Source organism: Brachyspira aalborgi (assembly GCF_008016455.1).
In the GTDB taxonomy this organism is placed as follows: Bacteria; Spirochaetota; Brachyspiria; order Brachyspirales; family Brachyspiraceae; genus Brachyspira; species Brachyspira aalborgi.
On record NZ_SAXU01000001.1, the window covers coordinates 560,194 to 575,235 of the forward strand.

The window sequence follows — 15,042 nt, forward strand, 5'->3', positions numbered from 1 at the left end:
TATTAAAAGCTATAAAAATTAATCTATAGCCATATTATGAATATTAACGAATACTATCTTTGTTTTATGATTTTCTATTTTCTCTTCGGGTATATAACAATATGATAGTATTACCAATATATCGTCTATTTTGGCATAGTTAACTAAATCGCCGTTTATTCCAATTATTCCCGTTTTTCTAATTCCTTTTATAACTATTGCCTCAAATCTATTATCATTATTAATATTTATAACCGATACTTTATCTCCTTCCATTATGTCGGATTTTTCCATAAGCTCTTCGTCTATTGTAATAGAATCCTTATAGTTTAAATCCGTTCTCGTTACGGTTAATCTATGTATCTTCGATTTTATGACTTCTCGCATCATAATAATCTATATTCCTTAAAATATTTAAAATATTAAATAAATATTAAATTAAAAAATATATTAAAATATTTTACTTATAGTAATAAAAAAGTCAATATGATAATTATCAATATTTATTAAGAATTATTATGATTTACTAATCGTTATCTATAAAATATGATACATTTAATACATTTTAGAATATAATATTTATTAAAAATATGCATAAAATATTGATAATAAAATATTTTTTATTATAATAATATCAAATAAATTTTTATTAAAAAAGGAGTAAAAACTATGAAGAAAAGTTTTTTCACAAGTTCTACGGGCATTATATTGTCGGGAGCGATTATAGGAGCTTTAGCCGCTTTTTTGTCCGTAAAAGGAAATCCCGCAAATATGGGAATATGCATAGCATGTTTTACAAGAGATTTGGCGGGAGCTTTGGGATTGCATAGAGCGGCGGCTGTGCAATATATAAGACCCGAAATTATTGGTATCGTTATCGGCGCTACAATATCGTCCGTTTTGTCGAAAGAGTTTGTTTCTAAAGGCGGAAGCTCTCCAGCGATAAGATTCTTTTTAGGTTTCTTCGCTATGATTGGAGCTTTGGTTTTCTTGGGTTGTCCTTGGAGAACGCTTTTAAGAATTGCTGGCGGAGATATTAACGGAATATTCGGGCTTATAGGAATAATAATCGGCGGAGGAATTGGAGTTTTCTTTTGGAAACAAAATTATTCTTTGGGAGCGTCAAAAAATTATAATAATAAATTTGTAGGATTGCTTCCCATTATAATTTCTTTGATTCTTTTAGCGTTATTATTAAGCAAAATAAAATTTTCTGAAAACGGAGCTATATTCTTTTCGGAATCTGGACCTGGAAGCATGAAAGCGCCTATAATAATATCTTTAATAGTTTCTATTATAATAGGTTTCATAGCTCAAAAATCTAGATTCTGCACAGTCGGAGGAGTAAGAGACGGAATATTTATGAAAGATTTTCACATGACTAAAGGAGTTATCGCTTTTATAGTGGCTGCGATTATAGTCAATATAGCGACAAGCCGATTTCATATTTCTATGGAAAATCAGCCTATAGCTCATACGAATATTTTATGGAATATAGTTTCTATGATATTAACGGGACTTGCATTCACTTTAGGAGCTGGTTGTCCTGGAAGACAATTAATACAATCTGCAGAAGGCAATATGGATAGTCTAATTTTTATTTTGGGAATGCTTGTTGGCGCTGGATTTTCTCATAATTTTAATTTGGCAAGCTCGACTGCGGGTCCTACAATATACGGAATATATGCCGTTATAATCGGTTTAATATTCTGCATTATTATTGGGTTTACGATGAAAGAAACTAATAATTGATATATTCGTAAATATGCAACCGTGAGTTGTTTTTATAAAGGTAGACGGTATAAAGATTATATAACGAACTTTACCGTTACTTTATATTATTAGAACTTAATCGGTAATGATAATATAAAGCGGCGGTAGAGGTTATAAAAATAGAAATTATAATTTTATAATAGTTTGATATCTAAATACCGTTAATTTTTTATATTTAAGGATTATTTATGCCTGAAATCATTAAAGTCGATACTAGAGGAATGTCATGCTCTCAAGCTTCATTTCAAGCTAAATTAGTCGCAATAAATAATACAGAATTAAATACAGTTATAGAGGTTTTGGTTAGCGGACATTCAAGTTGCGAAAGCGTTATTCGAGGATGCTTAAAATACGGTTATGAAGGAAGCTTTGAAAATATGGAAAACGAAGATATTTTGGTTAGACTTATAAAAACTTATTAATTATTCTTTAAATTAATTAGAGGACTGCCATGACAACAGCCCTCAAAATACATCTTAATCGGAGGTATGAACAAATAATTCTATATCGTTCAAAAATCACAAAACACATTAATAAAACCTAATATATATAATTAAGTAAAATTTTATATTTTTGACTTTAAAATATTAAGTGATATAATTTAAAGATAATTTTAAGTAAATTTTAATAAATAATTTTTAAAATAATGTTTTATTTGAAAGGAGAATAAATTTTATGAGTTCAGTAGAAGAGCTTGAAAAAAAAGCTAAAGCATGCAGACAGATACTTTTGAAAATGGTTTACGAATCAAAAAGCGTAGCTCATGTCGGAGGCTCTTTGTCTGCTATGGATATGGCGGTTGCCGTTTACGACAGATATATAAATTTTAAAGACAAAAATAGAGCGCGTTTTGTTTTGTCAAAAGGGCATGTAGTCGTTATGCAATACGCTATACTTGCCGAACTTGGAATAATTCCTATGGAAGAATTAACCACTCTTAAAAAAATAGGAACTCGTTTGCAAGGACATCCCGATATTAATAAAATTCCCGAAACCGAAATGAATACGGGACTTTTAGGACAAGGACTCGCCGTTGCTATGGGAATGGCTTATGCAAGAAAATTATCAAATAACGATAATAAAATATTCGCTTTATGCGGAGACGCGGAATTGCATGAAGGACAAATTTGGGAAACCGTTCAACAATCGGCTCATTTCAAATTGGATAATCTTGTCGCTATTATAGACAATAACGGACTCTCTTCTCATGACCCCGTGAATAAAGTTATAGATTTGGGTTCTTTGGAAGATAAATTCAAAAGTTTTAATTGGAATACGATAACCGTTAAAGACGGAAATAATATGAAAGAAGTTGTCGAGGCTTTGGATAAATTGGATAAATTAAGCGGAAAACCCGTAGCGATAATAATGAAAACCGTTAAAGGAAAAGGCGTTTCCACTTTAGAAAATAATCCTGATTGCCATTCTTTGACAATCGGCGATAAAGATTTTGAACAAGCTAAAAAAGATTTGGATATAAAATAAAATTTAATAAGGAATATAAATTATGATAAAAATAGAAAAAAGCTCAGCTCCGAGAGTAGTAATCGGAAAGCATTTAACAAGTTTAATTGAAAAAAATAATAAAATAATAGTAATAGACAATGATTTGGGAACTTCAACTTCTTCTGCGGATGTTGAAAAAACTTTTCCTAAAAACTTTTTGGAATTGGGAATTGGCGAGCAAAGTTCTTTAAGCGCTGCAACAGGTTTGGCTTTGGAAGGAATGTTTCCCGTTTATGTTAATTTTGCAATATTTGCAAGCGGAACTATTTGGACGCAAATAAGGCAAGCGGCTTACGCGAAAGCGAATCTTAAAATAATAGCCACTCACCCTGGACTTGACGCGGGACCAGACGGAGCGAGTCATCAGGCTACGCAGGATATGGCTTTAATGAGATGCATTCCAAATATGAATGTCATTTTGCCTTTGGACGAAAACGATGTTAAATCGGCAATCAGCTACGCTTTGAATAATAAGGGGCTTTATTATGTTAGAGTGGCGAGAGAACCTGTTCCTATAATTTATAATTCGCCCGAAGAAGCAAATTTCGACATAAAAAATAAAGAATTATATTCTACGGGAGATGATGTCGCTTTATTTTTTGACGGCTCTTCTTTCGAGCAAGCTATAGCGTCCGTCAATTTACTTGAAGAAAATAATATAAAATATCGTTTAATTCATGTTCGCTCTTTAAAACCTTTGGATGCAGACAATATTATAGAATGGGCTAAAAAAGTTAAATGCGTTATAACTTTAGAAAATCATAGCGTTATTGGAGGATTGGGAAGCGCCGTTGCGGAAGTTTTATCCGCTCATAAAGATGTCGCTCCTTTAAGAATAGTAGGCTGTAAAGATTCTTTCACAGAATCGGGAAAATCTACCGAACTTAAATTAAAATACGGAGTTTCTGCTCAAAATGTATTTGAAAAAGTTAAAGAGGTTTTGAAATAATTTTTTTAATAATCGAATGGTTTTTAATAACCGTTCGATTTTTTATTTATTTTATTATTTATTATTATTTTGGAATTTGTAAATCGATTTTTATTTTAAATGCATTATATATTTTATTAATCGTTATTTTAAATTAAAAAATTCAAATAAAAATAAATATTATAATTTGCATTTTTCTTATTTTTATTTATACTAATTTTATAATTTATATAGGCTTAATTATGTATATTATTAACGATATTAAAAATAAAATTATTAGAGATTTTAAAAATGACTAAAGTAGAAGCTATTGAATGCGTTTTAAAACAAAATGGAGGAAGCGCAAATTTAAATACTATTTATGAAAAAATTCAAAAGTTTTATCCGAAAGCAAAACAAAGTTCTGAATGGGAAGCTGGAATTCGAGGCGTTCTTTATAGAGAGATTAAAGAAGGAAATAGATTTAAGAAAATAGGAATTAGTATTTACGCATTGAAAGATTATGAAGAAAATCCTTTACCAAAATCTAACGAAAAAGTTAAAATGCATTCGTTTATGCAAGGAATTTGTTTAGAACTTGGAAATGCAAGAAATTATTTGACTTATACAGCCGACCCGTCAAAACTTTATCGAGATAATGTTTATTTGAAAGATATTGCAAATTTAAAGTCTGTTCCAAATTTTACTTATAAAGAAATTACAAACGAAATTAGACGAATTGATGTTTTATGGTTTAATAATGCAAAATATGCATTTCCGCAATGCGCTTTTGAAGTAGTCGATAGCGTTAATACTCTTAACGGAGCTTTTAATCGTTGTTTGCAACTCAAAGCATTTGCCACTAAATTTATTATAGTAGCGCCACAAATTCATTATAAAAAATTTAAACAAAAATTAGAACTTGAAATTTACCAAGATAAAAAGAATTTTTTTAAATTTGTAAATTATGATGAAATGATAGAAACCTATGAGCATGTAGTAAACGGACTAAAAAATAATAATTGGTTAATTTAAAAAATGAAAAACGATTTGGAAAATATTATAATTAAAGCGGTTAGAGATATAATTGAGAATTCAATCTCTTATAAAAAGTTAAAAGAAAAGTATAATCATAATAATGAAATGCATTTTATTAAAGTATTAGAATTATTATTTCAAAGCGTAAATATTAGGTTTTAAACTTTCATTAAAGAGCTTATAGCTTTAATTATATCTAACGAAAATAAATTTAAAATTTTAGAAGAATATAACGGAAAAAAAGAATAATAAATTTTATTTGTCGGATACCAATATAAAAAGAATAGACGATTATATTGCAAAATGCCAATACGAACATACCGCGGATTTAGAAAAAGAATTTCGCTTATTACAAAACGAGATAATAAACAATAAAGGAAATAATTTTATCGAAGTTAAATGCGATATTGATTTAATTTTTTATGGCAATAAAAATATATATTATTTAGAAATAAAATATAACGATGACCATGATACGGGAAAATTCGTAAATATAAATAAAAAATTTATCACAACTTACGGAGCGATAGCTACAGAATTAAAAAATAAAAACTTTAAAGAAACCATTATTCCTATTTTATTTTACTTTACAAATAAAAAAATGAAAGGAAATAATTACATACCCGAAAAAACGAATATAAGAAGAGGCAAAAGATTTTTTGACGAATTTCTTTCTATAAAATATGACGATTTAGAAAAATGTTTATCTAATATTTCTGAAAATAAAAAGAATATAGAAATATTTGACGAATTATATAAAAAAATTATGGATATTTAAAAATATTAAATCCGAACCTCAATTAATATTTTATCTTTCTAAAGGCAATTTATATATATTCTCTATTTTCCATTTAATCGATTCTTCGTTTACCAATCTTATATAATAATAAGTAGGCAAATAATCGGTATTTCTTATTATAAAATATCCTCTATTATAGTTTGCATTTTCTCCTATAGTATATTTTATCGTTGCCGAATATTCTCCGTCCTCTGAAGAGATTAAATTTTTTATAGAATCTTCATTTTCAATTAATATATCTTTTAAGTTTTCTGAATTTTTTTCTATTTACCCTCTAAATATATCGCCACAAATTCAATAGAATTTTTTGATATTACATTAAACGAAGGATATTCTATTTGAGCTATAGCTATATCTTTATATTTTCTATAAGTTACGCTCACATCATAATAACCGCCTTCTTTAGGCAAATAATTACAAAGCGAATCTTCATTATCTGAAAATATTCTTTGATACAAAGCGCCTCTTTTTTTTATAGATTCTATTATCTCTATCGGATTAAGCTCGTATATAATTGTCATTTGATTTATTTTTTCAATTAAACTAGAATCTAAATTTAAAAGAAAATTTGATGTAAACTCCAAAGCGTCTCTATTTGAAATTAATTTTGAAATATATTTTTCAAATTCATAAACTCCGAATTCCGAATTTGAATCTCTCTTTTTATCGCATCCGTTTATAATAAATAAAATCGATAATATTATTATAAATATTTTTTTCATTTATTAACAATTCCTAAAATTAAAATTATATTTTTTTATCGTCATTATTTTCGTTCATAATATCGTCCAAAGCGGAATATATATCCGATTTAGGCTCTTCAAAAATATTATAAGGATTATTTTTCTTAACGGAATATTCTATATCGTCCAAACTCGGAATCTCTTCTACATTATCGCTATTTATATACGAATTAACTTTTTCAGCGGAAGGCTTTTTATTATTTTCTATTAAACTTTTTTTTAATTTTACGGCTGAGATTTTTTCTTTTATATAAACTCTTAATTTTATCATATCTTTTTTTATAGAGAAAAATAAAAATACAAATATTGAGATAAAACAAAGCCATACAAACCATTCGCCGAATCTCGTATATATTGTAATTTTATCGTTTAAAGAAACATTAGCTATCATATAATCAGGTTTCCAAAAAGGAATAGTTGATATAATTTTTCCCGAACTTGAAATATGTCCCGTTACTCCCGAATTTCCATTATGAACTAAATCTCTTCTGTTTTCTATCGCTCTAAATACCGACATATAAAAATGTTGAACTAAAGATTCATCGCTATAAGACCATGCATCTTCCGTTATTACCGCTAAAATTTGCGCTCCATTATAAACGAAATCTCTTACAAAATCTCCAAATGCGCTTTCATAACATATAAGTCCCGAAAAAGTATAACCTTTAGGATGATTAAAAACCGTTTTTTTCTTTCCTCTATTCCACTTACTCGCTCCCGCTTTATCAAATTGTTGATACATAAAATTAATAATATTCTTAAAAGGAAAAGTATTTAAAAGAAATTCATTATCTTGAAAAGGATAAGCTTCTCCGCCTGGAACAAGTTTTATTTTAGAATATTCTTCTAAAACATTCCCGTTATAATCTATAAACTCCATGCCGTTATAATATTCAAAAGGATTATAAGCGTTTTCGTTTGTATTTTCTTTTATTATCGTAGTTCCCAAAAGATGATAGGTTTGAGTTTTTTTTATCATATCGTATAAAATAAAAGTATTGTATATGGCTGGATATGTAGAATTGGAAGCTAATCCGTATTCGTATAATTCTCTATTTCTTGCAATATAAAATCCGTAAGAATCCATAGTAACCGATTCTGGATAAACTATCAAAGAAGGATTAGATAAAGCCGCTTCTTGCGATAATTTCGCTATTCTATTAACTGATATAGTTCCGTTTTGAGTCATTCCGTCTGGAATTTCTTCGCTTTTAAATTTATCCGATTTAAGTAAAAAGTTTTCTGCAAATCCTTGAATTCCTCCCGAATTTTTTCTAAAAGGCTCTCCTGTATAAATGCTATTCCAATAATTATTAGGGTCAAAAGATTTCTGTATTAAAGCGATTTTAGTTTTTTTTGCTCTTAATCTTTTTGACTCTTCAAGATGTAATTTTATAGCTCCATAAATTATAATCAACACTAAAGAAGAAGCCATTATTATAGCGGGCAAATAATGATTTTTATTTTTTATTTTTTCGGCATTTAAAAGTATATAATGACTTATCATAGCGTTTGTTAGATATATTATAAAACTTATTCCCAAAAGTCCGATTGTGTCGGCTATTTGTATAAACGGAAGAAAATTCCATTGAGAATATCCGACTATTCCCCAAGGAAATCCTAAAAATCCGATATTTCGCATATATTCCATAAAAGTAAATACTATCGGAACGATTATAAATCTAAATTTAGGAAGTCTTTTCGATATAAAGCCGCTTAATAACATTGCAGGAAAATAAAATAAAAGGACGAGTAAAAAAAGAATTGTAAATAGAGCTAAAAAAGCTACAACCGCTTCGGTTTCTTTTAACATAAAAGCCGATACCCACATAAGCAAATAACCAAAAAAAATAAGAACGAATATTGCAGACGATATTATATAATATCTGATTTTTTCCGCTTTATATATAATTATAATTAAAGGCGTTAAAGCTATAAAAGATATTGGAAAAAGATTTAAAGGCGGAAAAGCGAAAGCTAAAAGTATCGCGCTTAAAACGCTTAATATGATTATTCCCGATATATACGAATTATATTTATACACTTAATAAATTCCTCATATTTTTTGCATTTATTATAGATTATTTAAGATAAAAATGCAAAATATTAAATAAGTGGATTTTATTAAAAATTAATTACTTCAGAAGATACTTCGCAATGACGAGTAGAAGTTCAAAAAAAATAATAAAAAAAGTTCTTGACTTTTTTTAAAATTTTGTTATCTTATAAATAGACTAGTTAAAGAGTTTAATTTTATGAATAATAAATTTTGCATTAAATTCCAGACAGACATGGCATTATTCTGTCCTTTTTCTATTGCAATTTATAAATTCTATATTTTATCTATATAAGAAATATATTCTACATTTAGTTAATCCAATTTTAACTTTGTATAACCTATCTGGAAATATTTCTCGACTGTTTATAAATAAAAAAATTAATATTTTCATAAAAGGAGTATAAATTATGAAATTTAAATTATCTATCATTATTTTTACAATTATTTTAAGCATATTTTATTTTCAAATGGTTTCTTGTAAAAGCAATGAAGACCCACAGACCCTGCAGCCAGTTTATTCCAATTATCCCGTTTATTCAAATTATACAGGAGAGTTAATTATTAATAATTACATGCCTTCAGTGTATGATATAATCAAACATCCATATAGACGCTTTAAAGTCGATACCAAAGAATATAGCATTATGGTTCAATCGGATATTGATAAATTAAATAATCTTACAAATAAAGATTATTTAGGTAAAAATATAACATTAAATTAACTTTTATATTTATTAATAAAAATTTAAGGAGTTTAAAATGAAATTAAAAATATGTATAATAATTTTTTATTGTTTATTAATTCTTGCATGTAAGAGCGTTAAAGAGCCAGATTATATAGAATTGATAGGAGAATTAACGCCAGGCGGAAGAGGAAGACTTACTTTAGAAGTATTTGTGTATAAGCGTGTAGAAAATATGATATTTATTATTTATATTTTCCTCATACCGATGGAATAAGTTGGTATGGTGGAGATTATGATGGGCTTCCTTTTTGTAAAAAATAACATAAATTTTATTTCTAAAAAACATTGCAATCCGTATTTAAATAAAGTCAATCTTAAAATAAAATTTTATTATGTTTTAATAGAATTTTAATATAATATCAATTATTGATTTTTTACATTAATTAAATTAAAATATTTGCATTATATAAATAATTGGAGTATTTTATAAATGAACGGTATTTTTAATGCGGATACTTTAATAAATGCGGCTATGACTCTATGTTGGATAGGACTTTTAATTTCTTCCGTAATGGCATTAACGATAATAGTCGATAGATTTATTTATTTCACAAAAATAAAATCTTTAGACGATTCTTTATCTCAAAAAATTGTCTCTCTTATAAAAGAAAATGAAATAAAAACGGCTATAGCTTTATGCGAAACGAGTAAATCTCCTCTATCGAATATTATAATCGCAGGATTAAATAATTCAAAAGCTTCAAAAGAATATATGCAAAGTCAGGCAAATAAAGAACTTCCAAAATTAGAAAGATTTATAGCGGCTCTTTCTACAATTTCTACGGTAGCTCCGTTGCTTGGGCTTCTTGGAACAATACTTGGAATGATTCAATCTTTTGCCGTTATCTCTACCGTTGGAAGCGGACGCCCTATTGCTTTGGCTTCGGGAATAGCAAACGCTCTACTAACTACGGCGGCTGGACTTATAATCGCGATTCCTTCGGTTGTATTTTATAATTATTTTGTAAACGCGGTAAATAAAAAAATATTATTTATGGAAAACTTATCAAATGAAATATCCGATTTTTTGGATAAAAATTAATTTATGGATTTTTTAATTATAATAATTTTGATTATCTTAAACGGCGTATTTGCTATGTCGGAAATAGCCATAATATCGGCAAGAAAATCTTCTTTAATGAAAGAAAGCAAAGAAGGAAATAAAAATGCAAAAACCGCTCTTTCTCTTGCAAATCAACCCGACAAATTTTTATCGACTATTCAAATAGGAATAACTTTAATAGGAATATTGACGGGAATTTATTCGGGAGATACGATTGCAAAAGAATTATCAAATATTTTAATAAAAATAAATATTCCTACAATTTACGCTTCTTCAATATCAAAAATAATTGTTGTAGCTCTTGTTACTTATCTCACTTTAATATTTGGAGAGTTAGTTCCAAAAAGACTCGCAATGATTATGCCCGAAAAAATAGCAAAAGCCGTTGCAAGTCCAATGAATATATTGTCGAAAATCGGCGCTCCTTTCGTTTGGATACTTTCAAAAAGCGCTTTAATAGTTTCAAAAATTTTGGGAATAAAAGACGATAAAAATCCTATAACCGAAGAAGAAATTAAATCTATGGTTGAAGAAGGAAAACAAGTAGGCGAAGTAAAAGAAGTCGAGCAAGATATTATAGAGAGAGCGTTCTTTTTAGGAGATAGAAAAATAGAATCGATAATGACGCACAGAAGCGATATAGTTTGTTTAGATATTAATATGAGTGTAGATGAAATTAAAAAAATAATATCTAAAAATCCATTTTCAAATTATCCTCTTATAGATAAAAATTTGGATAATATTATTGGAATTTTAAGAATAACCGATATATTCGATAAATTAAACGGAAAAATAAAAATAGAAAAATTCGCTAAAAAAGTTAATTACTTTCATAACAATATGGAAGTTTATTTAGTTTTAGAAGAAATGAAAAAGAATAATATAAAAATAGGATTTATCTCTGACGAGTTTGGAAATATTGACGGAATGATAACTCAAAGCGATATATTTGACGCTTTAGTCGGTTCGATTAGCGAAAGCAAAGAAAACAAAGATATAAAAGAGAGAAAAAACGGAGGTTGGTTTGTCGATGGACAATGCCCGATTTACGATTTTTTAGAATATTTTGAAATTGACGATGAAACAGTTTCAAATAATTATAATACTATAAGCGGACTTATACTTGAAATATTGCAGCATATTCCTTTAGAAGGAGAATCTATAAAATGGAAAAATTTAAATATTGAAATTGTCGATATGGACGGAGCGAGAATAGACAAAATTATAGTTAAGAAAATCTAAACTTCAATATTATAATTTTTCTTATTTATTTAATTAATAAAAATTAAAAAAGTAAGATTAATAACTTTTTACTTTTTTGATGCAAATCTTTCAAATATTTTTAATACTTCCGAAGCTATTATAACAATAAAAGCCATTCCTATAATCTTTATCCAAGCGTTAAAACTTAAAGGAATCGTATTGAAAAATCCGCCTGCATATTGAACGGCGAGTATTTGCAATATAAAAGTTCCTAACATAGAAAAAAGCATTAATTTATTATCAAAAAAATGTTTAAATATGCTGTCAAATCCTAATTCTCTGCTATTGAAAGAATTGAATATTTGAAACATAACAAACATAACAAATAAAACCGTTGAGCGTTCGTTTTCCGCCACATTTAATATATTTAATTTGCTTTGAATCATAAATAATATAATCATAATGATTCCCGAATATATTATTTTTCCAAACATTTTTTTAGTCACTATATTAGCGTTTCTTTTTGTCGGTTTTCTATTCATTAAATCGCCTCTTATAGGCTCAAGTCCCAAAGCTATTGCGGGAGGTCCGTCCATAATTATATTTATCCATAATAATTGTATTGCAGTAAATGGAGCTTTAAGTCCCGTTAAAGTCGATAATAAAACTACAATAACCGAAGCAAAATTAACCGTAAGCTGAAATTGAATAAATCTCTGAAAATTATCGTATATTCCCCTACCCCATTGAACCGCTTTAACTATTGTGGCAAAAGAATCGTCAAGCAAAACTATATCGCTCGCTTCTTTTGAAACTTCCGTTCCCGTTATTCCCATAGCGACTCCGACATCGGCGTTTTTTATCGCGGGAGCGTCATTTATTCCATCTCCTGTAACGGCGACTACATTTCCCATACTTTTTATAGTATTAACGACTCGCATTTTTATAGTTGGCGTGCTTCTCGCTATAACCGATATTTTATCGATATTATTTTTAAGCTCTTCATCGTTCATAGCTTCTATATCTTTAGCTTCAAAAATTAAACTATTTTCGTTTAACATTTTTAACTCTCTTGCAATCGCTCTTGCCGTTACAATATTATCTCCCGTAAGCATTTTTATATTAATTCCCGCGCTTCTACATTGATTAACCGCGTCATAAACTTCTTTTCTTACGGGGTCCGAAATTGCTACAAAACCGTCATAAATTAAATTGCTTTCCAAATCCGCTCTATTATTTTCAACGGACTCCGAAACCGTTTTATGAGCGAATGCGATAACTCTTTTAGCTTCGTCTTGAAATTTTTCAATAGTTTTTTCTATATCTTTTTTTTCTTCTTCGTTTATATTACACATAGAAATTATTTTTTCGGGGCTTCCTTTAGTAAATACAAAATATTCTCCGTTAATTTCCGATACTGTAGTCATATTTTTTGTATCTGAAGAAAAAGGATATTCAAATATTATTTTTGATTTTTCTCTTATCTCTTTATAATTAAAACCCGATTTATTCGCTCCAACCAATAAAGCGCATTCTGTAGGATTTCCTAAAAATTTAATAGCGTTATCTTTATAATTAATATCCGCTGTAGAATTGATGCAAAAATTTTCTATTATTTTTTGATTCTTTATATTTTCAGGCTCTATATATTCTCCGTTTATATATAATTTATTTAAAGTCATTTTATTTTCCGTCAATGTCCCCGTTTTGTCGGAACATATAACATTTACGCTTCCGATAGTTTCGCAGGCAACCATTTTTTTTACCAAAGCTTTTTGTTTAGCCATTTTAATAATATTTATTGAAAGAGAGACGGCGACAATCGTTGGCAAACCTTCGGGAACTGAAGCGACTATTAAAACTATGCTAGTAATAAAAGCTTCGGATATATTTACAAAATTAGCTTCGCCTATTCTAATAAAATTAATCAACTGTATAATAAAAACTATAGCGGCTGCGAATATTCCAATTAAAGCGATTTTCTTTCCTAATTCTGCAAGTTTTTCTTGTAAAGGAGTAGAAGTTTTTTTAGTAGACGATAATTCTCGAGCGATTTTTCCAAACTCTGTGCTATCGCCAACCGAAGTTATTACCATTTTACCGTTTCCTGTAGCGACAAAAGAACCAGAATAAGCCATATTTACTCTTTCGGCAACGGGAACTTTTTCGTCTGTAAATATAGCATCGCAATTTTTTTCAACCGTTTCGCTTTCTCCCGTAAGCGCGGATTCGTCTATATGCAAAGATACGCTTTCAAGAAGCCTGCCATCGGCTGGAAGTTTATTTCCCGTTTCTATAAAAGCGATATCTCCGACAAGCAAATCTTTTTGATTTATTATTTCCAAGTTTCCGTTCCTTATAACTTTTACTCTTATATCTTCGTTTATTTTATTTAAAGCCTCAAACGCCTTTGCGCTTTTGCCTTCCATTACTACGGTTATAATTACGGATAATGAAATGGCGATAAATATTCCCAAACATTCAAAAATATCAAAATGCCCGCCATTTAAATAATTAACCGTATTTACTCCGATTGCAATTAAGCCTGCAAATATAAGCATTAATATCATAGGCTCTTTTAGAGATTCCAATATTTTGCCAAATAATGAAATTCCTTTTTCTTTTGTAAAACTGTTTTTCCCGTATTTTTCTAAACTTAATTTTTTTGTTTCTTCCGTTAGTCCAATTTTAGGATTAATATTAAGCTCTTTTAATACATCCTCTTTTGTTCCTAAAAATTCATTCATAAAAAATTCTCCTTTTAATTAAACTATTTTTAAGCATAAAAAAGACTCAAATATAAATAAGCTTACAAATTATAATTTACAAACTTATTTATACCCGAGTCTCATTAATTAAGGCTAGCCAAACCCTGCTTTTCAAGGGCTGCGATTGTTGACTTCGCCACGCAAAATTAATTGCGTCAACTACTCCCTCTTGAGTATTTTTTAATTTATGTAGAATAAATTATATTATATAATAAAATAATGTCAATAGTTAAATGATAGAATAAAAATTAATTATTGAATTTATGTAGTATTTTTTAGCCTATGATATTGTAAAAAATATTTTTTAATTATTCTATTTTTAAATAAATTTATTAATTAATATTTACTATTTAGAAAATTTACTTCTAAAATTATCTATCCATTTTCTAATCGGTAATAAACCAAGTAATCCTATTTATAACCTCATTAAAAATTGAAATAATATTATTTATCATTTT

The 15,042-nt window shown here is 28.2% G+C and carries 15 protein-coding genes; 11 read left to right on the forward strand and 4 right to left on the reverse strand.

All coding sequences use genetic code 11. From position 1 onward, the window contains the following. Positions 1 to 18: 18 nt before the first annotated feature. Entirely contained in the window at positions 19 to 369 is a 351-nt protein-coding gene (locus EPJ79_RS02550) for an aspartate 1-decarboxylase (RefSeq protein ID WP_147528498.1), read from the reverse strand. A gap of 279 nt (positions 370 to 648) precedes the next feature. On the opposite strand from EPJ79_RS02550, the gene yedE reads away from it, so the two are divergent. The 7 genes from yedE (at position 649) to EPJ79_RS02580 (ending at position 5,981) form a co-directional block, all read left to right on the forward strand. After that, positions 649 to 1,731, forward strand: a complete 1,083-nt coding sequence (gene yedE, locus EPJ79_RS02555) for a YedE family putative selenium transporter (protein ID WP_147738323.1) — start codon at positions 649 to 651, stop codon at positions 1,729 to 1,731. A gap of 209 nt (positions 1,732 to 1,940) precedes the next feature. Continuing rightward, positions 1,941 to 2,174, forward strand: a complete 234-nt coding sequence (locus tag EPJ79_RS02560; RefSeq protein WP_147738324.1) for a sulfurtransferase TusA family protein — start codon at positions 1,941 to 1,943, stop codon at positions 2,172 to 2,174. A 253-nt stretch (positions 2,175 to 2,427) separates the two neighbouring features. Next, positions 2,428 to 3,237, forward strand: coding sequence for a transketolase (locus EPJ79_RS02565; RefSeq protein WP_147738325.1), 810 nt, complete (start codon positions 2,428 to 2,430; stop codon positions 3,235 to 3,237). 22 nt (positions 3,238 to 3,259) lie between these two features. Continuing rightward, entirely contained in the window at positions 3,260 to 4,207 is a 948-nt protein-coding gene (locus EPJ79_RS02570; RefSeq protein WP_147738326.1) for a transketolase family protein, read from the forward strand. Positions 4,208 to 4,477: 270 nt separating this feature from the next. Beyond that, positions 4,478 to 5,200 (forward strand): hypothetical protein, encoded by a 723-nt coding sequence (locus EPJ79_RS02575; RefSeq protein WP_147738327.1) that lies wholly within the window; start codon positions 4,478 to 4,480, stop codon positions 5,198 to 5,200. Between the two features lie 3 nt (positions 5,201 to 5,203). Further along, entirely contained in the window at positions 5,204 to 5,365 is a 162-nt protein-coding gene (locus tag EPJ79_RS11795; protein ID WP_244289051.1) for a hypothetical protein, read from the forward strand. Between the two features lie 97 nt (positions 5,366 to 5,462). Further along, entirely contained in the window at positions 5,463 to 5,981 is a 519-nt protein-coding gene (locus EPJ79_RS02580) for a HinfI family type II restriction enzyme (RefSeq protein WP_244289052.1), read from the forward strand. Between the two features lie 284 nt (positions 5,982 to 6,265). Here the strand turns inward: EPJ79_RS02580 and EPJ79_RS02585 are convergent, their stop codons facing one another. After that, a complete protein-coding gene (locus tag EPJ79_RS02585) occupies positions 6,266 to 6,724 on the reverse strand; it encodes a hypothetical protein (protein WP_147738328.1) in 459 nt (152 codons plus the stop codon). Positions 6,725 to 6,749: 25 nt separating this feature from the next. Continuing rightward, on the reverse strand, positions 6,750 to 8,789 hold the full coding sequence (gene lnt, locus EPJ79_RS02590; RefSeq protein ID WP_147738329.1) for an apolipoprotein N-acyltransferase: 2,040 nt from the start codon (positions 8,787 to 8,789) through the stop codon (positions 6,750 to 6,752). A 422-nt stretch (positions 8,790 to 9,211) separates the two neighbouring features. Between lnt and EPJ79_RS02595 the strand changes: the two genes are divergently transcribed. The 4 genes from EPJ79_RS02595 (at position 9,212) to EPJ79_RS02610 (ending at position 11,855) form a co-directional block, all read left to right on the forward strand. Then, positions 9,212 to 9,526, forward strand: a complete 315-nt coding sequence (locus tag EPJ79_RS02595) for a hypothetical protein (protein ID WP_147738330.1) — start codon at positions 9,212 to 9,214, stop codon at positions 9,524 to 9,526. A gap of 37 nt (positions 9,527 to 9,563) precedes the next feature. Continuing rightward, positions 9,564 to 9,764, forward strand: coding sequence for a hypothetical protein (locus EPJ79_RS02600; RefSeq protein WP_147738331.1), 201 nt, complete (start codon positions 9,564 to 9,566; stop codon positions 9,762 to 9,764). A gap of 216 nt (positions 9,765 to 9,980) precedes the next feature. After that, complete coding sequence (locus EPJ79_RS02605; protein WP_147527903.1) at positions 9,981 to 10,592, forward strand: MotA/TolQ/ExbB proton channel family protein; 612 nt, start codon at positions 9,981 to 9,983, stop codon at positions 10,590 to 10,592. 3 nt (positions 10,593 to 10,595) lie between these two features. Then, positions 10,596 to 11,855, forward strand: coding sequence for a hemolysin family protein (locus tag EPJ79_RS02610; RefSeq protein WP_147738332.1), 1,260 nt, complete (start codon positions 10,596 to 10,598; stop codon positions 11,853 to 11,855). A gap of 68 nt (positions 11,856 to 11,923) precedes the next feature. Here EPJ79_RS02610 and EPJ79_RS02615 read toward each other — a convergent pair whose 3' ends face one another. Continuing rightward, complete coding sequence (locus EPJ79_RS02615; RefSeq protein ID WP_147738333.1) at positions 11,924 to 14,563, reverse strand: calcium-translocating P-type ATPase, PMCA-type; 2,640 nt, start codon at positions 14,561 to 14,563, stop codon at positions 11,924 to 11,926. Between the last annotated feature and the right edge of the window lie 479 nt (positions 14,564 to 15,042).